This window comes from Chryseobacterium sp. UYP7 (genome assembly GCF_056279225.1).
Window position 1 is genome coordinate 699,448 of sequence record NZ_JBWBQW010000001.1, and the last position, 19,695, is coordinate 719,142.

The 19,695-nt window shown below is 36.1% G+C and carries 21 protein-coding genes; 10 read left to right on the forward strand and 11 right to left on the reverse strand.

Features of this window, described 5'->3' with window-relative positions:
- Positions 1-118: 118 nt before the first annotated feature.
- Positions 119-664: an acyl-CoA thioesterase gene (locus ACZ9HT_RS03310; protein ID WP_476039019.1), complete on the reverse strand. Its 546-nt coding sequence runs from the start codon at positions 662-664 to the stop codon at positions 119-121.
- A 211-nt stretch (positions 665-875) separates the two neighbouring features.
- Here ACZ9HT_RS03310 and ACZ9HT_RS03315 point away from each other — a divergent pair, with 211 nt between their 5' ends.
- From ACZ9HT_RS03315 to ACZ9HT_RS03330, 4 genes are all read left to right on the forward strand, one after another.
- Complete coding sequence (locus tag ACZ9HT_RS03315; RefSeq protein ID WP_476039020.1) at positions 876-2,087, forward strand: BaiN/RdsA family NAD(P)/FAD-dependent oxidoreductase; 1,212 nt, start codon at positions 876-878, stop codon at positions 2,085-2,087.
- Between the two features lie 166 nt (positions 2,088-2,253).
- Positions 2,254-2,892 (forward strand): DUF2306 domain-containing protein, encoded by a 639-nt coding sequence (locus ACZ9HT_RS03320; RefSeq protein WP_476039021.1) that lies wholly within the window; start codon positions 2,254-2,256, stop codon positions 2,890-2,892.
- Positions 2,889-3,809: a YARHG domain-containing protein gene (locus ACZ9HT_RS03325; RefSeq protein ID WP_476039022.1), complete on the forward strand. Its 921-nt coding sequence runs from the start codon at positions 2,889-2,891 to the stop codon at positions 3,807-3,809. The genes ACZ9HT_RS03320 and ACZ9HT_RS03325 overlap by 4 nt, the downstream gene beginning before the upstream one ends.
- 44 nt (positions 3,810-3,853) lie before the next feature.
- Positions 3,854-4,171 carry a bacteriophage spanin2 family protein gene (locus ACZ9HT_RS03330; protein WP_476039023.1) on the forward strand — a complete coding sequence of 106 codons (318 nt, stop codon included), beginning with the start codon at positions 3,854-3,856 and terminating at the stop codon, positions 4,169-4,171.
- Between the two features lie 129 nt (positions 4,172-4,300).
- On the opposite strand, the gene ACZ9HT_RS03335 is transcribed toward ACZ9HT_RS03330, so the two are convergent.
- The 5 genes from ACZ9HT_RS03335 to rsfS form a co-directional block, all read right to left on the reverse strand.
- Positions 4,301-4,954 carry a phosphatidylserine decarboxylase family protein gene (locus tag ACZ9HT_RS03335; RefSeq protein WP_476039024.1) on the reverse strand — a complete coding sequence of 218 codons (654 nt, stop codon included), beginning with the start codon at positions 4,952-4,954 and terminating at the stop codon, positions 4,301-4,303.
- A 7-nt stretch (positions 4,955-4,961) separates the two neighbouring features.
- Positions 4,962-5,837, reverse strand: coding sequence for a phosphatidate cytidylyltransferase (locus tag ACZ9HT_RS03340; protein ID WP_476039025.1), 876 nt, complete (start codon positions 5,835-5,837; stop codon positions 4,962-4,964).
- Between the two features lie 62 nt (positions 5,838-5,899).
- Positions 5,900-6,481, reverse strand: coding sequence for an LUD domain-containing protein (locus ACZ9HT_RS03345; protein ID WP_476039026.1), 582 nt, complete (start codon positions 6,479-6,481; stop codon positions 5,900-5,902).
- Positions 6,482-6,598: 117 nt separating this feature from the next.
- Entirely contained in the window at positions 6,599-8,596 is a 1,998-nt protein-coding gene (gene ftsH / locus ACZ9HT_RS03350) for an ATP-dependent zinc metalloprotease FtsH (protein ID WP_476039027.1), read from the reverse strand.
- A gap of 49 nt (positions 8,597-8,645) precedes the next feature.
- Positions 8,646-9,014, reverse strand: coding sequence for a ribosome silencing factor (gene rsfS / locus ACZ9HT_RS03355; protein ID WP_476039028.1), 369 nt, complete (start codon positions 9,012-9,014; stop codon positions 8,646-8,648).
- Positions 9,015-9,101: 87 nt separating this feature from the next.
- On the opposite strand from rsfS, the gene ACZ9HT_RS03360 reads away from it, so the two are divergent.
- Positions 9,102-9,818: a biotin--[acetyl-CoA-carboxylase] ligase gene (locus ACZ9HT_RS03360; protein WP_476039029.1), complete on the forward strand. Its 717-nt coding sequence runs from the start codon at positions 9,102-9,104 to the stop codon at positions 9,816-9,818.
- Here ACZ9HT_RS03360 and ACZ9HT_RS03365 read toward each other — a convergent pair.
- The 4 genes from ACZ9HT_RS03365 to ACZ9HT_RS03380 all read right to left on the reverse strand — a co-directional run bounded on the left by ACZ9HT_RS03365 (position 9,812) and on the right by ACZ9HT_RS03380 (position 13,301).
- On the reverse strand, positions 9,812-10,906 hold the full coding sequence (locus tag ACZ9HT_RS03365) for an LptF/LptG family permease (protein ID WP_476039030.1): 1,095 nt from the start codon (positions 10,904-10,906) through the stop codon (positions 9,812-9,814). The two genes, ACZ9HT_RS03360 and ACZ9HT_RS03365, sit on opposite strands and share 7 nt — an antisense overlap.
- A gap of 181 nt (positions 10,907-11,087) precedes the next feature.
- Positions 11,088-12,224, reverse strand: a complete 1,137-nt coding sequence (gene tgt, locus ACZ9HT_RS03370; protein ID WP_476039031.1) for a tRNA guanosine(34) transglycosylase Tgt — start codon at positions 12,222-12,224, stop codon at positions 11,088-11,090.
- Between the two features lies 1 nt (position 12,225).
- Positions 12,226-12,591, reverse strand: a complete 366-nt coding sequence (locus ACZ9HT_RS03375; protein ID WP_476039032.1) for a DUF4296 domain-containing protein — start codon at positions 12,589-12,591, stop codon at positions 12,226-12,228.
- Positions 12,588-13,301: a polyprenol monophosphomannose synthase gene (locus ACZ9HT_RS03380; protein ID WP_476039033.1), complete on the reverse strand. Its 714-nt coding sequence runs from the start codon at positions 13,299-13,301 to the stop codon at positions 12,588-12,590. The genes ACZ9HT_RS03375 and ACZ9HT_RS03380 overlap by 4 nt, the downstream gene beginning before the upstream one ends.
- An 82-nt stretch (positions 13,302-13,383) precedes the next feature.
- Between ACZ9HT_RS03380 and ACZ9HT_RS03385 the strand changes: the two genes are divergently transcribed.
- The 4 genes from ACZ9HT_RS03385 (at position 13,384) to ACZ9HT_RS03400 (ending at position 17,357) form a co-directional block, all read left to right on the forward strand.
- A complete protein-coding gene (locus ACZ9HT_RS03385; RefSeq protein WP_476039034.1) occupies positions 13,384-14,085 on the forward strand; it encodes a DUF4271 domain-containing protein in 702 nt (233 codons plus the stop codon).
- Between the two features lie 10 nt (positions 14,086-14,095).
- A complete protein-coding gene (locus ACZ9HT_RS03390) occupies positions 14,096-14,836 on the forward strand; it encodes a uroporphyrinogen-III synthase (protein WP_476039200.1) in 741 nt (246 codons plus the stop codon).
- Positions 14,837-14,962: 126 nt separating this feature from the next.
- The gene (locus ACZ9HT_RS03395; RefSeq protein WP_476039035.1) at positions 14,963-17,017 is read left to right on the forward strand and encodes a S9 family peptidase; all 2,055 of its coding nucleotides are present in this window, start codon (positions 14,963-14,965) and stop codon (positions 17,015-17,017) included.
- Positions 17,007-17,357, forward strand: coding sequence for a hypothetical protein (locus tag ACZ9HT_RS03400; protein ID WP_476039036.1), 351 nt, complete (start codon positions 17,007-17,009; stop codon positions 17,355-17,357). Before ACZ9HT_RS03395 ends, ACZ9HT_RS03400 begins: the two co-directional genes overlap by 11 nt.
- 26 nt (positions 17,358-17,383) lie before the next feature.
- Here the strand turns inward: ACZ9HT_RS03400 and ACZ9HT_RS03405 are convergent, their stop codons facing one another.
- Positions 17,384-17,878 (reverse strand): SRPBCC family protein, encoded by a 495-nt coding sequence (locus ACZ9HT_RS03405; RefSeq protein ID WP_476039037.1) that lies wholly within the window; start codon positions 17,876-17,878, stop codon positions 17,384-17,386.
- Between the two features lie 187 nt (positions 17,879-18,065).
- Here ACZ9HT_RS03405 and ACZ9HT_RS03410 point away from each other — a divergent pair, with 187 nt between their 5' ends.
- On the forward strand, positions 18,066-19,616 hold the full coding sequence (locus tag ACZ9HT_RS03410; RefSeq protein ID WP_476039038.1) for a sensor histidine kinase: 1,551 nt from the start codon (positions 18,066-18,068) through the stop codon (positions 19,614-19,616).
- Positions 19,617-19,695 lie beyond the last annotated feature (79 nt).

A 19,695-nucleotide genomic window follows, 5' to 3' on the forward strand; every position in this document is an offset into this window, starting at 1 on the left:
TAAATTCCTGGATCAATTCCGGAAATTTTTGAGCCATCCTTACGGTCTGAAAAGCCTTTGAGTTCTTGTAAAAGCATGAAAAAAAGAATAAAATCTTAGCGTCTTTGCGTGCAAATATTTACAGTTGATCCTCCGTCTTTTCCGGATTGTCTTTTTTCCACGTAAACGTATTTATTTTATGAAAAGCTTCTACATTTTGAGGTTTAAAAGGCAAATCTTTCAAATCCTGTCGCGTCAAAACTTTCACATGTTCACCTTTAAATTCATTCATCACCTCCAAAACATCATCGGGTGGAGTCGTTGATTTACGCAACATCGTATCAATCCAAACACCCGTGGCTTCAGCCGTTGCGCAATGCGTTCCGTCGGGTAAATAAAATTTGTGAACAAACTGATAAATACTTGCATCCTCCGACATTCCAGCGATTTCCAATGAAACAAAAACCGTTTGATCAGCATATATTTCTTTGAAAAACGAATATCTTTCGTGTAAAATCACGGGACCAATTCCCCAATAACTTAATTCTTTAAGGCCCATTTTGTGGGTGTTCATAAACGCCATGCGAGTTTGCGCGCAATACATTACGTAGGACGAATTAGCCAAATGTTTGTTGGCATCAATATCGCTCCAGCGAACCTCGAATTTATAGTGATAGTCAGACATAATTTAATTTTTTAGGGTCTTGTCCTGTAGACGAGGCAGTTTCCGCTTTTGTAAAAGTCTTATTTATAATTTACAAAATTAAGCATTAATCGTGGGTTAGAAAAATCGTATTTTTGCAATTATTCAACCAAAAAAGGCACAAAAGAATTCTCTAATCATCTTGGCGCTCATTGCGTCAAATCTTGGCGTCTTTGCGTGAAAAAAAATCAATTTGAAAAAGAAAAAAGTAATCATTATCGGCGGTGGTGCAGCAGGATTTTTCTGTGCAGCAAACCTGGACGAAACTAAATTCTACGTCACTATTCTCGAACAAAACACCGATGTTTTGCAGAAAGTAAAAATTTCCGGTGGCGGAAGATGCAACGTTTCTCACGCCTGTTTTGATCTACGGGAACTCGTGCAGTTTTATCCACGCGGTAATAAAGAATTACTGAGTGTTTTTCATAAGTTCCAGTCCGGCGATACCATGGCTTGGTTCGAAGAACGCAATGTTCCCTTAAAAATCGAAAGCGACAACCGCATTTTCCCTGAAAGTAATTCTTCCCAAACAATCATCGATGCAATGATGAACGAAGTAAGAAGAAGAAATTTCGAAGTGAAAACAAAGGCTGTTGTTCTGGAAATCGAAAAGAATGGAGACGAATATATCGTGAAGACTTCGACCGGAGAATATTCTGCAGATTACGTTGTTTATGCAACCGGAAGTTCACCCAAGTCTTTGAAACTCATCAAAAATCTCGGACATCAAATAGTAGAAGCTGTTCCCTCTCTTTTTACTTTCAATATTAAAAATGAAACACTGAAAGACCTAATGGGAACAAGTTTCCCTCATGCCGAAGTTTCCATACCAAAATTAAAAATGGAGGAATCCGGACCAATGTTGATCACACATTGGGGACTTTCTGGCCCTGCAATCCTGAAGATTTCTGCCTGGAAAGCTCGCGAATTGGCTGATTTAAAATATCAGTTCGATATTCACGTTAATTTTCTTGGGATTAATATTGAAGATGCAGAAGAGATCTTTAAAACGTTCCGCCAGCAAAATCCAAAAAAATCAATCGGAACTTCAAAAATATTTGATATTACGACCAGATTCTGGCACCGCATTCTGTGGCTTTCAAAAGTTGACCTGGAAAAAAATATCTCCACCATCACTTCAAAAGAATTACTGAATATTCTGGGCAATCTTTGTAATAATATCATGAAAGTTTCCGGGAAATCTACTTACAAAGATGAATTTGTAACCGCAGGTGGTGTTGAACTTAAAGAGATCAACTTTAAAAATATGTCTTCGAAAATTTTAGAAAATTTTTATCTTGCGGGCGAAGTTTTGAATATTGATGCCGTAACGGGCGGATTTAATTTTCAGGCGTGCTGGAGTGAAGGCTGGATTATTGCGCAGGATTTGAATTCAAAATTGTAAAATTTATTTTAAATATTATTTTCATTTAATGACTTTGAACAATCACGGATTCACCTACAATAGGTCACGATAATGCTTAAAAATATTTATATTTTCTTAACCTCACTTCAAATCTTCATTATCTTCATTATCTTCATTATCTTCATGGTTTAAATTTCATAGTTAGATGTTGATCATAAAAAAATATATTTTATTTTTCTCAAGATCGGTTTTGCTTCTAAGCTTTGCCTATTTTTTTTGGCTCATGTTGCGGTTGACTTTAGAATATATTCCAGCAAAATCCGACGTTAGTTTTCTGATGATCAAGCAAACCGAAGTTATCGGTCATCCGGAATATCTATGGTTTTTTTACACCCACGTTTATACGAGTATTTTTGTTTTGTTAGCAGGCTTTTTCGCCATTTTAAGAAAAAATTTCGGAATCGAAAATTTTCATCGCTCATTCGGAAAAATTTATATATTTTTAGTACTCATCTTTTCGGCTCCCTCCGGGATTTATATGGGCTGGTTTGCAAATGGTGGTATTTTTTCGAAGCTTTCCTTTATCCTCTTAGGAATTTTATGGTGGATTTCGACTTTCAAAGCCTATCAACTCGCAAGGGAAAAAAAATTTGACCTTCATAAAAAATGGATGTGGCGAAGCTTTGCACTTACAATCTCTGCGATAACGCTGCGAATCTGGAAGGTCGTAATCGTCTATTTTTTTCAGCCAAATCCGATGGATGTTTATCAGATTGTTGCCTGGCTCGGCTGGATTCCAAATATCCTTTTGATAGAACTTTTAATCAGAAAAAAAATAATATGAAAATTTTAAAATTTACTTTTTTGGCTGTTGCTGCACTTTATTTAAGTTCCTGCAATAAGAAAGGCGAGACCGTTTCTTCAACATCAGATTCAATAAAAGTGGAAAAAGATACTGTTGCTGTTGCAGATGTTCACAAAGAATTATATGGAATTTACACGGGTGATTTTAGTGGACAGGAAAAAATGTATGACAATCAATCTGATTCCTATTACGACGGAGATATGGTCAAAAGACTTTCCTTAAAAATAAATAAAATTACGGTAGACAGTGTTTATGGACAGAGCATCGTGAATGGAAACCAGCGATCATTTCGTGGAATTTTTAATGAAAGCGGAAAGAGTTTTATTCTCGATGAGCCTGGAAATGATAAAACCGACGGTCGTTTTGAAGTCAGTTTAAATGGAGACAGTTTAACAGGAAAATGGACTGCTTATACCAAATCAGCGGTCAAAGCGCCTATAAAAAAGCTGAAACTTTTAAAGAAAGATTTTGTCTACAACGCCAACTTCATGCTTGATGAAAATTCTGATCTAATCGACTGGAGTAACCCCAAAGATTTTGTTCAGAAATTTACCGATGAGGAAACTGGAGAAGTGCAAAAACAGAATGTTGAGAAAAACAGGATGGCTTCCGATGCGGTTTTCAAAATTAATGCTTCAAAACAGAAACTGAGCGAAAAAGATATAAAGAATTTAAGAAAGCTAGATCTGGAAATTATTAAAAACTCGGTGTTTGCGCGTCATGGATATTCCTTCAAAAAAGAAACTTATCGCAATTTCTTCGAGCAAACAGACTGGTATATTCCTGTTTCTAATAATGTTGATGCGGAACTTTCTGTAATGGAAAAAGATAATGTCGCACTGCTTAATCGCTTCACGAAATATGCCGAAGACAAATATGATTATTTTGGACGATAAGATTTTGAGTAACGCCGTTTTTAGTATATTTGAAAAAAATTAGCATGAAGAGTATATTAGCTTTTATCGTTTTATCATTTTTTCTTTTTTCTTGCCAAACCAGAGTGGTTAGCCAACAAAAGCCGATGCAGTCGAACTCTTTGGATTTGTACGAAAAATACACCATTGTAACGAATGATGCGAAAGAATATAAAGTAGAAGTTCTAAAACAGGATGAAGAAAAGATTTATGCAAAAACAAAAAAAGGAGAAGAGGTTGTGATCAATAAAAGTGAGGTGCGCGAAATTAAAAAAGTAGATTTGTTTTCGAGTGTTGCTATTGGTCTTGCAGCGATTGCAGCTGTAATTTTTGTACCGATCTAATTCAAATTTTCAATACTATTTAAAAAGGAATCAACTTAATCGTTGGTTCCTTTTTTATTTTGTATTGAATTTTCGAATAGAAAAGCCAGGACATCGATCCTGGCTTATATTTTTTGAAAAAGATTTTTGCTATTCCTTCATTTTGGCGATCACATCTATTCCTCCTTTCGTTTTATCACCGATCTTGCAGATGATCTGTGTATCCAAAGGCAGAAAGATATCCATTCTGGATCCAAATTTTATAAAACCGAATTCATGCCCTGCTTTTGCGCTGTCGCCTTCGTTACAGTTAAAAACAATTCTTCTGGCGACGTATCCTGCGATTTGTCGGAAGAGTACTTTATGATTGGTCAAACTTTCTACTGCAACAGTTGTTCTTTCATTCTCTGTAGATGATTTTTCGTGCCACGCGACTAAATATTTTCCCGGATGATATTTCTTATAAATAACTTTACCGGAAACCGGAAACCGGCAGATATGAACATTCAGCGGCGACATAAATATAGAAATTTGAATTACATTTTCATGAAACAATTCGTCCTCAAAAATTTCCTTGATCATTACGACTTTCCCATCTACGGGTGCGATGACATTTTCGGTATGATCCTGAATGTCGCGCTTTGGAACACGGAAGAACCAAAAAACCAAACCATAAATAATTAATAAAGGAATGATTACCAGGAGCGAATTATCTTCCAAAAAATAAATGGAAAGCACGGCAACTAAGGCAAAAGTAATACTTGCGACAATAATGGTCCCTTTCGATTCTTTATGTAATTTCATGTATTTTCTAAATAAATTTTTCTAAAATAAAGTACAAATATACGACAGGCGCGCAGATAATAAAACTATCAAGACGATCTAAGATTCCGCCGTGTCCCGGAATAACGTTTCCGGAGTCTTTTACTCCAAAGGTTCTCTTCAGCTGGCTTTCAACCAAATCACCCACAGGTCCAAAAACAGCCACCAAAAAACCTACGATCATCCAGTTACCCCGCAGATCGGGATAATATCTTTCAATAAAAAAAGCCAGAATCAAAGTAAGGATAACACCGCCACCAAATCCTTCCCAAGTCTTTTTGGGTGAAATTTTAGGTGCCATTTTATGTTTGCCGAAAAACTTGCCCGTAAAATAGGCGAAGGAATCACTGCTCCAGATCAAGACGAAAAGGAAAAATACTTCTAAAGTAAAAGTATGATCAACGGATGAAAATTTCGGAAGTCCTAAAGCAAAACCGAAGGGAAGTGCCGTATAAATAACAGTAAAGATCAACTTTCCATTATCAAAATATAATTCTTTAGAAAATCTAAACAAAGTGATAACCGCAATCACAATAAGCGAAAGCGCCAATATTTCGGATAAATTAAAATCGAAAAAAAAGCCGTGGTGAAAAAATCTTGTTGAAAAGCGGTAAAACACCAGAACTATCAAAGGAAATACTGCCCACTTTTCCCAGCTTTTGGGATCAAATTTCATCATTTTCATACATTCCCAAGCTCCCATAAAAGCAAAGAATGTAATGAGTCCGTAAAAAAGATCTTGTTGTGAAACTAAGTTGGGCGAAATTTTATCCAGGAGTTGCGAACCGAGCGGCGTGGTGCAAAAGATGACAATAAAACCATATAACAATCCTCCGAAAATTCGCTGCACTAAGTTTTTATCCAAGGTTTTATGATTAAAAGTTAAGAAGTTTTTTACTTTTGAAATTACAAATTGAATTCGAAGAATTAATCTTCGAGCAAAAGTAAGAAAAGTTTTGTGTTGTCTTTATTCGGAGTATCCAGTTTAGAATTGCTTCCGCTGATGGAAGTGAGGTTGCGGATATTTCCGTTGCGTTTTATTTTACTCATCGCATCGTTCAGATTAGTGACAATCTGGGAAACATTCGCCATGATAATAATTTTTTGAGGAAGTCTTGAAGAATGGTAGTGCTGAATGTTGTTATAAGAAAGCATAATCCTACCATCGAAGGCGATCAAATACTCGCAGGTGATAAATGCGCAGTCATTAAAAAGTTCGAGTTCCTTTGTATAAGTTACGTTCACAACATCTAAAAAATTCTTTAGATCAGAATCCCAACAGAAAACAGATTTAATGTCTTCTATTTTCATTATGTGATTCAACGTTTGAAGCGCTTCAGCTTCGTCGGCGCAATAATTAAAGAACCCGCCGGAGTGCGTAAAAAGCTGCGCAAACTTATAATCGAGATCAGCATTTTTCAGCTGGTCTCCAAGTTTGGTCAAATCCTGAGTATCTTCATCTTCAGGCTGATTTAATATTTTTCCGACAATTTTTTTGAAAAGACTCAATTTCTATTGATTATGCGATTGTTATTACAAAAATAGAAAATATTTGTTGATATAATGTAAATATCAAAAAAAATCCTGATAAGTTATTTTTTAATTTTTTTATCAGGATTTGTTTTCTTAAAGTTGAGTGCCCGAGTCCGGTGCAATAATCACTGGCTCTTCTTCTGGAGTTTCATTTTTATGCGTATTAGAAACAGGGTGTTCCGTTAATTCCGGATCCCAGGCTCTTTGTCCAAAAATTTCTTCTAAATCTTCCCGGAAAATAACTTCTTTCTCTAAAAGTTTCGCTGCCAAAGCATCTAACTTATCTTTATTTTCCCCTAGAATTTGTAACGCTCTCTGGTATTGAGTTTCAATAATTTTAGAAATTTCTTCGTCAATCATCTTCGCGGTTTGCTCAGAATAAGGTTTACCGAAACTGTATTCAGATTGTCCGGTGCTGTCGTAGTAAGAAATGTTACCCACTTTGTCATTCAGTCCGTAGATGGTAACCATCGCCTGCGCTTGTTTTGTTACCCTTTCAAGATCAGAAAGTGCTCCAGTAGAAATATTCCCGAAGATCGTTTGTTCCGCAGCTCTACCACCTAGTGTTGCACAAAGTTCATCGTACATCTGTTCGGTCGTTGTCAACTGTCTTTCTTCCGGTAAATACCATGCTGCTCCTAAAGAACGTCCCCTTGGAACGATCGTTACTTTTAAAAGCGGTGCTGCATGCTCTACTAACCACGAAATGGTAGCATGACCAGCTTCGTGATAAGCAACTCTTCTTTTTTCTGAAGGTTTAATCGCTCTGTTTTTCTTTTCTAATCCACCAATAATTCGATCTACAGCGTCTAGGAAATCCTGCTTATTAACTGCTTCATGAGAATTTCTTGCAGCAATTAACGCGGCTTCATTACAAAGATTTGCAATATCGGCTCCACTAAATCCTGGCGTTTGTTTAGCCAGAAATTCACGGTCAATGTTCGGTTCTAATTTAATTTTTGCCAAATGCACATCGAAGATTTCTCTTCTTTCATGCAATTCCGGTAAGTCAACGTAGATTGAACGGTCAAATCGTCCGGCTCTCATTAAAGCTTTATCTAATATATCGGCTCTATTCGTTGCTGCCATGATAATAACGTTGGTGTCGGTTCCAAAACCGTCCATTTCCGTTAGCAACTGATTAAGCGTATTTTCCCTTTCGTCGTTTCCGCCTGTCATATTGCCTTTTCCTCTGGCACGACCAATAGCATCAATCTCATCAATAAAAATAATAGCGGGAGATTTTAATTTAGCCTGAGCAAATAAATCCCGAACTCTGGATGCTCCAACTCCTACAAACATCTCTACGAAATCTGATCCGGAGAGAGAGAAGAAAGGTACTTTAGCTTCTCCTGCAACAGCTTTTGCTAATAAAGTTTTACCCGTTCCCGGAGGGCCAACTAATAGAACTCCTTTTGGAATCTTGCCGCCAAGCTTGGTATATTTTTCAGAATTTTTTAAGAAATCAACGACTTCCTGCACTTCTTCTTTTGCACCTTCTAAACCGGCAACATCTTTAAAGGAAACCTGAACCTTATCTTTTTCATCAAAAAGTTTCGCTTTGGATTTACCGATGGAGAATATTTGTCCACCAGCTCCGCCGCCACCGCCGCCCATCATTTTGCGGAAAATCACAAAATAGAACAGTGCCATAATCGCGATCCAAAACAATGCAGTAAAGAGTAGTTCAGTCATTGGGTTTTTTCCAATTCCGTAATCTTTTTTAGTGGTAATGGCAGGATTATCCTGTTTGATCTTATCGAACTTCGTTAAGAATAACTGCAGATCACCGAAACTTAAATTGTAATCAGGTTTTGCCGCAAAGTCGAAAGCGTCGAAAGGACTTTTTTCTTTAGCTTTCTGTTTGCTCGCTAATTCTGTTTTCGCAGCTTTTGTCAAGAAAACGTCTGCTTTTTCGGTGTCTTTATAAACTAATACATCCTGAACTTTCCCCTCTTGCATTAAGGTGTAGAATGCATCTTCATCAATCGTATTAGATTCAGCATTGCTATTCATATTCGAAAAGAAAAAGAGTAGAATGGCTCCAATCGCAATGGGAAAAAACCAGTTAAATCCTTTATTATTGTTCATATTTTGTATATAAGAAGTTTGACGAAAAAATTGCTTTCGTCAAATATCATTAAGTTAAATTTTCTATTTTGGTGATTTTTGCATCGCTCCAAAGCTCCTCGATCTCGTAGTATTCGCGAGTTTCCCTTTGGAAAACATGAACTACAACTGAAACATAATCAAGAAGAACCCACAAAGCATTTTCGTTTCCTTCAACGTGCCACGGACGATCCTGAAGGTCATTCCGAACCTTTTTTTCAATATTTCCTGCTATTGCAGAAACCTGCGTGGTAGAATTTCCGCTGCAGATTACGAATGTTTGTGTTGCTGAGTTTTCAATTTTCGATAAGTCAAAAATTTGGATGTCTTCTCCCTTAGTATCTTGCATTGCCTCTACTATTTTGTCGATCAGTAGTTGCTTTTCTTCTATTTTATTCATTAAAAATTTTGTATAATCTGCAAATTTATTGTTTTTTTATTTAATTAGTCTCACATTTACCCTCTGTAACTCTTAAAGTTTTCTTAAATGGCTGCGATTATCTACCTGAAAGAATGCTCATCAACAAATGATGAGATCATAAATTTTCTACCTTCAGAAAATAATGATGCGCTCACTCTTTATACTTTCAACCAAACCAAAGGAAAAGGACAGTACGGAAATTCCTGGAAATCCGCTAATAATCTGAATTTAGCCTTTACGATCGCGGTCTCTTCAGATCTAATTAAAATTCAGGATAATTTACTCAATTTCCATACCGCTGTTTTATTGGCGGAGTTTCTTGCCATATTGACAAAAACCCCCGTTGACATAAAGTGGCCCAATGATATCATCATTAAAAACAAAAAAGTTTCAGGTTTGCTTATCGAGAAAAAAAAGATTGGCGGAATTTCTTACTTTTTAATCGGGATTGGATTGAATGTTTTACAAGAAGACTTTGTTAATCTCCCAAAAGCAGGCTCAATTTATTCGCAAACATGTTTAGCCTGTAATCTTCAGGATCTTGCGCTTGATCTTCATGAGTATTTACTCGAAAATTTACCTTTAAAAATTACTGAGGATGATTTGATGTCTAGGGTGAATCAAAATTTATTCAGAAAAAATCTGGTTTCTGTTTTTGAAATAGACTCTTTAAGACAAAATGGCATTATACGAAAAGTTGACGAGGAAGGTTTTCTTTGGGTTGAACTGGAAAATGATGGTCTGAAAAAATTTTATCATAAAGAAATTCAACTTCTTTATTGATTTGCCCGCTTAAAGTAAAGAAATAGGGCAACCGGTCCAAAAACTAAGTTCGGCAGCCACATTGCGAAAAGTGGACTCAAAGTTTTATTGGCAGAGACCACTTTTAAAACTTCAAAGGAAAATACAAACACGAAAGCCAAAGCGATTCCGATGGCGAGATTTACACCTAAGCCGCCGCGTTTTTTCTGGGAGGACAAAGACAGTCCCAAAAACGTAAGAATAATAACAGAAACCGGCATCGAGGTTCTTTGATAAAGCTCGTTGAGATAATTATTCAGATTAGCATTTCCTTTCTCTTTCTCGCGGTCGATGAATTTAATAAGTTCGGGCGTGGTTTTATTTTGACCCAGCAGAACATCGGGAAACAGCTCTTCTGGCGGATGAATGAAACTTTTGTTAATCGTATTTCCATTTCCTAATTTTTCGGTATCGTCTTTATTGATCGTTTTTTCCAGATAATTATTGAGTACGAATAGCTTTTTCTCCTTTTCCCAGAAAAAATCTGTGGAATTCAACTGATAAATGAGCTTACGGTTTTTATCGAATTTTTGATAAATAAATCCGGAGCCGCGTTTTTCTTTCTTATTATAGCTTTTAATAAAAATATATTCTGTCTTCGAAAGTTGCGTAGAAACCTCAGAATTTCCTGTAAACTCTTCACGGTTTACGGCACTGTAAGTATAAGGTTCCAGTTCATTTTTCTTGATGTTTGCAAGTGGCAAAACATAATGATTCAGCAGAAGTGCAAAGATCGCGATTAATCCAGACGTCATTAAATAAGGTCTTGCAAAACGGTGAAAACTCGCGCCAGAACTAATTATCGCAACAATTTCTGTATTATTTGCGATTTTAGATGTGAAAAAAATAACAGAAATAAAAACCAAAATCGACATGAACGTAATGACCAGATTCACGATCCAGTACGGATAAAAATTAATAAGAAATTCGGTAACAGTAAATCCGTTCGATTCAATACGCGGAGCTTTTGCCTGCACATCGATCACCAATACAATAACAGTCAACAATCCCAGCATAAACCCGAAAGTTCCGAGGTATTTTTTGATGATATATAGATCTAGTATTTTCATGTAATCTTTAAACTTTTATATAAGTCGTCTTTTTTTAAGGCGCGTCGATTTTTATGTAAAGGAAGGCAAAGATTTTTTTTAATCTTTATCAAATCTTTATCAAATCTTTTTAAAAAATTCTTAAAATATTGATCCTTTGATATTTATCATTAAAATTTCAAGTGGAAGACGTTTATAACCTTTAAAGCCGTTGTTTCAATAGAGGAATGATTGAATCTTTCCATTCGTAAAAATCTCCTGCAACAATATGTTCACGCGCTACTTTAACCAGATCCAAATAAAACGCAAGATTATGTACCGAAGCGATCTGTTTTGCTAAATATTCTTTTGCAACAAATAAGTGCCGGACATACGCCTTGGAATATTCGGAATCTACATAACTGGTTCCAAATTCATCTAAAGGAGAAAAATCACTTTCCCACTTTTTATTTTTCATGTTCATCACGCCATTCCAGGTGAAAAGCATTGCGTTTCTGGCATTTCTGGTCGGCATTACACAATCCATCATATCGATGCCAAGTCCAATGGTTTCAATAATATTCCAGGGCGTTCCAACTCCCATCAAGTATCGGGGTTTATCTACGGGTAAAATATCGGTTACTATATCGGTGATGCGGTACATTTCGTCTTCCGGTTCCCCAACAGAAAGTCCGCCAATTGCATTCCCAACGGCATTTTGTTCCGAAATAAATTCTGCAGATTTTTTTCTTAAGTCAGAGTAACAGGAACCTTGAACAATCGGAAAAAAAGCTTGTTTGTGTTCGTATAATTCCGCGTTTTCTGCATTCCATTTAATACATCTTTTTAACCATCGATGGGTAAGATCCATGGATTTTTTTACCTGATTATATTCAGCGGGATAAGCAACACACTCATCAAAAGCCATAAAAATATCGGCACCGATCTGTCTTTGGATTTCCATAGAAATTTCCGGAGAAATAAATTGTGTACTTCCGTCGATGTGAGATTTGAATTTCACACCGTCTTCATTCAGTTTTCGAGACTTCGATAAAGAAAAAACCTGATAGCCGCCAGAATCTGTGAGAATAGGCAGATCCCAGTTCATAAATTTATGCAATCCGCCTGCAGCCTGCATAATATCCATTTTCGGACGAAGATTTAAATGATACGTGTTTCCCAAAATAATTTGAGCTTTAATGTCATCTTTTAATTCCCGTTGATGTACCGTTTTTACAGAGGCAACCGTTCCCACCGGCATAAAAATAGGAGTTTGAATGGTTCCGTGATCTGTAGTAATTGTTCCGGCTCTGGCTTTACCGGATGAATTTTTGTTAATTTCGAAAAATTGAGGCGTCATATTATCTGGCAAAAGGAGGTACGTTTTGGGTTTCTTTTAATCTCTTTTCAATATAAACTTTCGCGACAGGGTCTTTTTGTAAGATGATTTGCTGAGCATTGTTCAGAATTTCTTCTAATTCTCCGGTCGCAGTGTAATACTTATAACTTTCTGTAAAATCTGTGGGTTTTATATTTTTCTCTTTTAAGGCCATTCGTGTCGCATTCTCTACGCTGGTTCCTGGAATATAGGTGTTGATCTGATCGTTCATGGCAAATTCTGCAACAATTTCCGACATTTTCTCTTTCGCGATCAAATTTTTCGGCGGATCAATAAGTTGTGAGCAGCTCATTAAAATTGAAAACAGAATTAAAATGGACTTTTTCATAATTTTCCGATGATCGATTTCCATTTTAAATTTAAAACGCCGAAAACGGCTTCGTGAATAATGCCGCCATTCATTTTGCTGTCTCCCAGTTCGCGGTTGGTAAAAGTGATCGGCACTTCTACAATTTTAAATCCTCTTTTAAAGGCGCGGAATTTCATTTCGATTTGAAAACCATAGCCTTTTAATTTAATGTCATTTAAATTGATGGTTTCTAGAACCTTTCTATTAAAGCAGACAAATCCCGCGGTCGTATCATGAATCGGAATTCCTAAAATGGTGCGTACATATATAGAAGCGAAGTAGGAAAGTAAGACTCGTCCCATGGGCCAGTTTACTACATTTACCCCTTTTGAATATCTGGAACCAATACTCATATCTGCATTTTGGCAGGCTTCGTATAATTTTTTTAGATCTTTCGGGTTGTGCGAAAAATCGGCATCCATTTCGAAAATGTAATCGTAATTATTCTGTAAAGCCCAGGCGAATCCATGGAGATAAGCTTTGCCCAGACCATCTTTTATTTTCCGGACGCTTAAATGAAGATTCGGATGAACTAATTGCATTTTTTTTACAATATCTCCTGTTCCATCAGGCGAAGAATCATCAACAACAAGAATGTGAAAATCCTCTTCCAGCGCAAAAACTGCCGAAATAATGTTTTCTATATTTTCCTTTTCGTTGTAGGTCGGGATAATGACCAGTTTCTTCATCTTGTAAATTAATTGGCAAAGATAAACTTTTCCCGCTTTATTTTTAGGCACTTTATTCAATGGCGTAACAACAATATTTTAAATGGAAATGTTATTGAAAAATATTTCCTTTAATATGCTTACTTTTGCAAAAAAATTAGAATTGGTAAGAATTGCACAGCAAAACGATTGGGTGGTTTTCATTATAATCGGCTGTATTTTCCTTTATATTTTCATGCTTCAGTCTTTGCAGCGGGATTCTACTGTAAAAGAATTTTTGATGCAGAAGTTTCCGGATTCTACCAATAATTTTCTGAGTTGGTTGACCATTAGTTTGGTTTTTTGTCTTGTTTTCTCAGCATTCCTCTCGCAGTATATTCCAGATGTTTCCAGGAAGGTTAGTAATATTCATTTTTTCGGTTACGAACTGAATAAGTTTGGATTTACGTTTAGCGCCATCATCGGATTTTATTTTCTGAAGAACATGCTAACGTATATATTCTTCGCCGGAACCGGCGCAATTAAAAAATGGGATATTTTCTACTTTACCGTCGCAAAATTCTATTTCTGTGTTTCGGTAATTATCATTTTATTATGTCTTTTTACCTATTTCACCTCTGTTGATGAGTTGCAAATGTTACCCTGGTATTTTGGTGGTTTTTTAGTCCTCTTTTTCTTTAAGCTAATGTTTTATTTCTTCCATAATAACGACATTCTGCCCGAAAAATGGTATTATAAATTATTGTATATTTGCACCCTCCAAATAGTGCCTGTACTGGTGCTCTGGAAAGTATTATTCTTTTAAATTTTTGATGATGAAAATTAAATCTATATTGGTTTCGCAACCTGCCCCAAACGAGTCGTCTCCTTACTTGGAAATGGCGAAGAAGGAAAAAATCAAAATTGATTTCAGACCTTTTATTCATGTTGAAGGTATTGATGCAAAAGAACTTAGAACACAAAAAATTGATCTTGCACAATTCACCGGAATAATTTTTACGAGCAAAAATGCCGTTGATCATTATTTTCGACTTGCCGAAGAAATGCGTTTCGCAGTTCCGGATTCTATGCGGTACATTTGCCAGTCTGAAGCGATTGCAAACTACCTTCAAAAACATATAGTTTACAGAAAAAGAAAGATTTCATTTGGGGAGAAAACCTTCAGTGACCTGCTTCCTCTTTTTAAAAAATTCCCCTCCGAAAAATATCTTCTGCCAGCAGCAGATTTTTTAAGTCCCGATGTTCAGAGAGTTTTGGAAACTGCAACAATCGACTGGACCAGAGCGACGATGTACAAAACAGTATGCAGCGATTTAACCGACATCGATATTACAGAATATGATATGTTGGTCTTTTTCAGTCCACAGGGAGTTCGTTCGTTGGGAATGAATTTTCCAAATTTTAAACAGGAAGATACCAAAATTGCAGTCTTTGGTGCAACGACAGAACAAGCGGCGAAAGATGAAGGTATTAGAGTTGATGTAATGGCTCCAAGCAAAGAATCTCCGTCAATGACCATGGCTATTGAAAAATACCTTCGAAGTTTGGCAAAATAGTCTAACTAAAAATATATTTAAAACCGTCTTTCTCTTCGGAAAAGATGGTTTTATTTTTTAATAATTCTAAATTTGCAGGATTTTGTTTTCAAAAACGACCTAAAATCCTTTTAATTACTCTACTAAATGAATGCTCCAAAAGCAAATAAAATACAAACAATTCTCGAATTTCACGGCGACAAAAGGGTCGACGATTATTTCTGGATGAGCCAGAGAAAAGATCCGGAAGTCACCAAATATCTTGAAGAAGAAAATGCGTACTGCAATTTTGTAATGAAAGATACCGAAGATTTTCAGCAGCATCTTTTCGACGAGATGAAAGCGAGATATAAAGAAGACGACGAAAGTTTACCTTACTTTTTTAATGAATACTGGTATATCGTTCGCCATAAAATTGGGAAAGAATATCCCGTTTTCAGTCGCAAGTTTCAAAGTTTAGAAAACGAAGAGGAAATTCTACTCGATGTCAATATTTTGGCAGAGAACCAGAAGTTTCTTGAAGTTGGCAGCCTCGCGGTTTCTCCTAATAATCAGTTGATGAGTTATTCCGTCGACAATATTGGAAGAAGAATTTATACCATTCAATTTAAAAATCTGAAAACCGGCAAAATTTTGCAGGATCAGATTCCATTCACGACTGGTAAAGCGGTTTGGGCAAATGACAACGAACATGTTTTTTATATTCGGAAAGATGAAAGCCTTCGCGCGTTTCAGGTTTTTATGCATCAGTTAGGAACCGATTCTTCTCAGGATGTTTTAGTTTTTCATGAAGAAGATGAAACTTTTGATGTTAATGTTTTCAAAACAAAATCTTTAGAATACATCTTTATTGCGAGTTCCAGTACGATTTCTGATGAACACCGATTTATTCCCGCTGATGATGTTTTAGCCGAATGGAAAATTATTCAGCCTAGGATTGATGATCTGGAGTATGCGGTAGAACATTATAAAGATGAATTTTACATCATTACTAATGCTGATGAAGCCACGAATTTTAAGATCGTAAAAGCGAAAGTTTCCAATCCCGGAATCGAAAATTGGGAAGAAGTGATCCCACACCGCAAAGAAACTTTGTTAGAAGGCTTCGAGATTTTTAATGATTATTTAGTACTCGAGGAAAGAACGGAAGGTTTACTTTTTATTAAAGTCATTGATTATCAATCAAATACCTCACATTATTTAGACTTTACCGATCCTACTTATACCGCATATATTGGTTTGAATTTAGAATTCAACACTCAGAAATTGCGTTTCGGTTACACTTCATTAACCAAGCCCAATTCAACTTTGGAATATGATATGAAGGAGCGAACGACCACGATCCTGAAAGAACACGAAGTTTTAGGCGGGAAATTTTTCGGGGAGAATTATATTTCAGAAAGAATCTGGGCACCTTCAAGAGATGGTAAAAACAGTATTCCAGTTTCTTTAGTTTATCATAAAGACACGCCGAAATCTGCTGAAACGCCACTGCTTTTATATGGTTACGGAAGTTACGGACACACCGTAGACGCAAGTTTTTCTAATGTCCGGCTCTCCATTTTGGACCGTGGTTTTGTGTATGCCATTGCGCATATTCGGGGCGGTGAATATTTGGGAAGAGAATGGTATGAAGATGGAAAAATGCTGACGAAGAAAAACACATTCTTCGATTTTATCGATGCCGGGAAATATTTAGTTGCACAAAACTATACTTCGGAAAAGCATCTTTACGCGATGGGTGGAAGCGCAGGTGGACTTTTAATGGGAGCGATCATTAATATGGAACCCGAACTTTTCAATGGAATTGTAGCGCAAGTTCCTTTCGTTGATGTGGTAACAACCATGCTTGATGAGACAATTCCTTTAACAACGGGTGAATTTGACGAGTGGGGAAATCCAAAAAAGAAGAAATACTATGATTACATGAAATCGTATTCTCCTTATGATAATGTTGAAGCCAAAGATTATCCGAATATTTTAATCACGACGGGACTGCATGATTCTCAGGTTCAATATTGGGAACCTGCAAAATGGACGGCAAAACTTCGGGAATTAAAAACAGATAACAATCTTCTGCTTTTTAAAACAGATATGAGCTCCGGTCACGGCGGTGCAAGCGGAAGATTTGAATCTTTAAAAGAAGACTCTCTTGAATATGCATTTTTAATGAAATTAGAAAATAAGATCGATGGAAAATAAAACCGATAATGAGCTTTGGGTCGAAGTTGAGGAGTTTTTTGTAAAAAACTTCGATACCGAAAAACATCCACAAATTGACACGCTTTTGTTTTTAATTGGAGTTCAGGAACTCGGAAGCGGAAAGCAGAAATATACGAAAGATGATAAACTGAACATTCTGCACATCGCAGTTTGCAGGCTTTTAGAACCTTTCGGTTACTATAAATTTACGAATTACGACGACGATGGTTATCCACATTTTGAGGAAGTTGAAAAACTCCCGGAATTGAAACCGAATGAACAGCAAATCTTAATGAAGAAGGCGATCATTCAGTATTTTATTGATGAGGAACTGTTGTAAAAAGATAAAAGACTGATCTTTTTAAATCAGTCTTTTTTATTCAAGATTTCATCAAGCTGACTCAGAGCCAGTTTCAAGCCTTCTTCGAAACCCATTTCCAGCATTTTTTTCATTTCTTCTGAAGACGCAAAATGTAAATTCATGGTAAGTTTTGTTCCTTCCTGAACGCCGGTAAAGCCAATCAGCCAATTTTCTGCGGGTGAATCAGATTTCTCTGTTCCGTTTTCATCGGCAAAATTGCACCGTTGCGAAATACTCCGGTGAAAAGTAATTTCCTGAAAAGTAACTTTGGAATAATGTTTTTCATTTTCGGGGCTTACCATGGCGTAGATCCAGTTTCCACCTTCCCGAAAATCCATTTTTTCTGTTTGGCATTTCCAGGGTTCCGGCGCCCACCACTGATCGAGTAGCTCTTCTTGCGTATAGAATTTCCACACCGTAGAAACATCTGCTTCAAAGGTTTTCATCACAAAGATCGTTGCAGCCTCAAAGTCTTTATTAAAAACGACATCTGATATCATAAAATTTATTTTAAACAAATTTAGATGTTTATTTTAAATCTTTGATTTTAAATTACGTAGCATTTAATTATTGAGTATAATTTGTTAAAAAAAAGTTTTTTAAGAAAGTAACCACAATATTTCTTTACATTTTTTGTTTTTATATTCTTAAAATCAGTAATTTTAACAATTCAAATTAAAATTCATAATGAACAATAAGTTTATTCCATTTATTTCAGTCTTGATGACCATCTCCATGATCGTCTTCGTGACATTGCAATTATACTGGATTAAAGAATTATATTCTGCACTTAATCAGGATTTTTCTAATAAAGTATATTCGGCCTTAGAATCTTCTTCTTTAAAAGCACAGCAGGTCGAAGTTGAAAAATACCTGAACCAGGATTATAGAAATTTCGCCACAAATGTTGTTGACAGCAGTAATCAGCCAACGCAAACGTACATACAGCAGAACTCAGATTCTGCAAATAAATCCACCATCACCTTCCAGAAAAGTATTGTCGAAAATCAGAATTTTCCGATTTCCCAGAAAGGCGACAGTTTAAAATTGACCAAACTTTATACAGATGAAGGCATCCTCAAAATAAAAAAGCCTCAAAATTCTTCGGAACCGCTCACGGCCCAACTCAGCAAAGACTTTAATAACAATACGTACGCTTTAAAAGAATTTGCGAAACTCAGTGCGTCAAGTTTGCCTATAGAAAAAAGGGTTCAGGAAAAAACATTAGATTCAATATTAAGGAAAGAACTCAAATTGAATGGGCTGGATACTAAATTTGGATTTGCTGTTATTGATAAAAAAAATGAGTTGACCAAAGTTTTCAATCCAATTTACGAGGATCAGAAAGACAAAAATAATTACACCTATCCTCTATTTACCGATAGCAAAGACAGGACGCTTTATACTTTGGCGGTGGTTTTTCCGAGGAAAGATTATTCCCTTGCAAAAAATAATTTACCCATGCTTCTGGGAACATTTATGTCGTTGCTGACTATTTTGGGTATCTATATTATATCCATCAACTATATGATGAAGCAGAAAAAAATTGCGGAGGTCAAAACGGACTTTATCAATAATATGTCGCACGAATTCAAGACTCCTTTGGCAACGATCTCCGTCGCGACGGACTCTTTGGCTAATGATATCATAGCAACCAATCCCGAAAAAGTAAAGTATTATTCTGCTTTGATCAAACAGGAGAATCTGCGGATGAAACATCAGGTTGAAAATGTGTTGAACATGTCGAAACTGGAACGGAATGAGGTGAAATTATTTTTAAAGGAAACCGATGTTCGGGCTTTAATAAAGAGAATTACAGAATCTTTCGGCTTAATTGTAGCTCAACGAAAGGGAAGTTTAACGCAGGAATTTAATACCGATCGTTATAATTTTAAAATTGATGAGTTTCATATTTCCAACGCTTTAGTGAATTTATTGGATAATGCCAATAAATATTCGCCGGAAATCCCGGAGATTAAAGTGAAAACCAGTAATGAAGGAAATTGGTACGTCATCGAAATTTCTGATAAAGGAATGGGAATGGAAACCGACAACAAAGTACGGATCTTCGAGAAATTCTTTAGAGAAGAAACGGGAAATATTCACAATGTAAAAGGACAGGGATTAGGGTTATCTTACGTGAAAAAAATTATAGAACTGCACAAAGGTCAGGTCATCGTTGATTCACAAAAAGACAAAGGAAGTACGTTTACCATAAAATTACCAATGAATAATTGATCATTTCGTAAAAGACTTCAGCACATTCAATAAAAAAAACAGGATAAAGGTAATTTTAATCCTTACAATAAAATTAAAC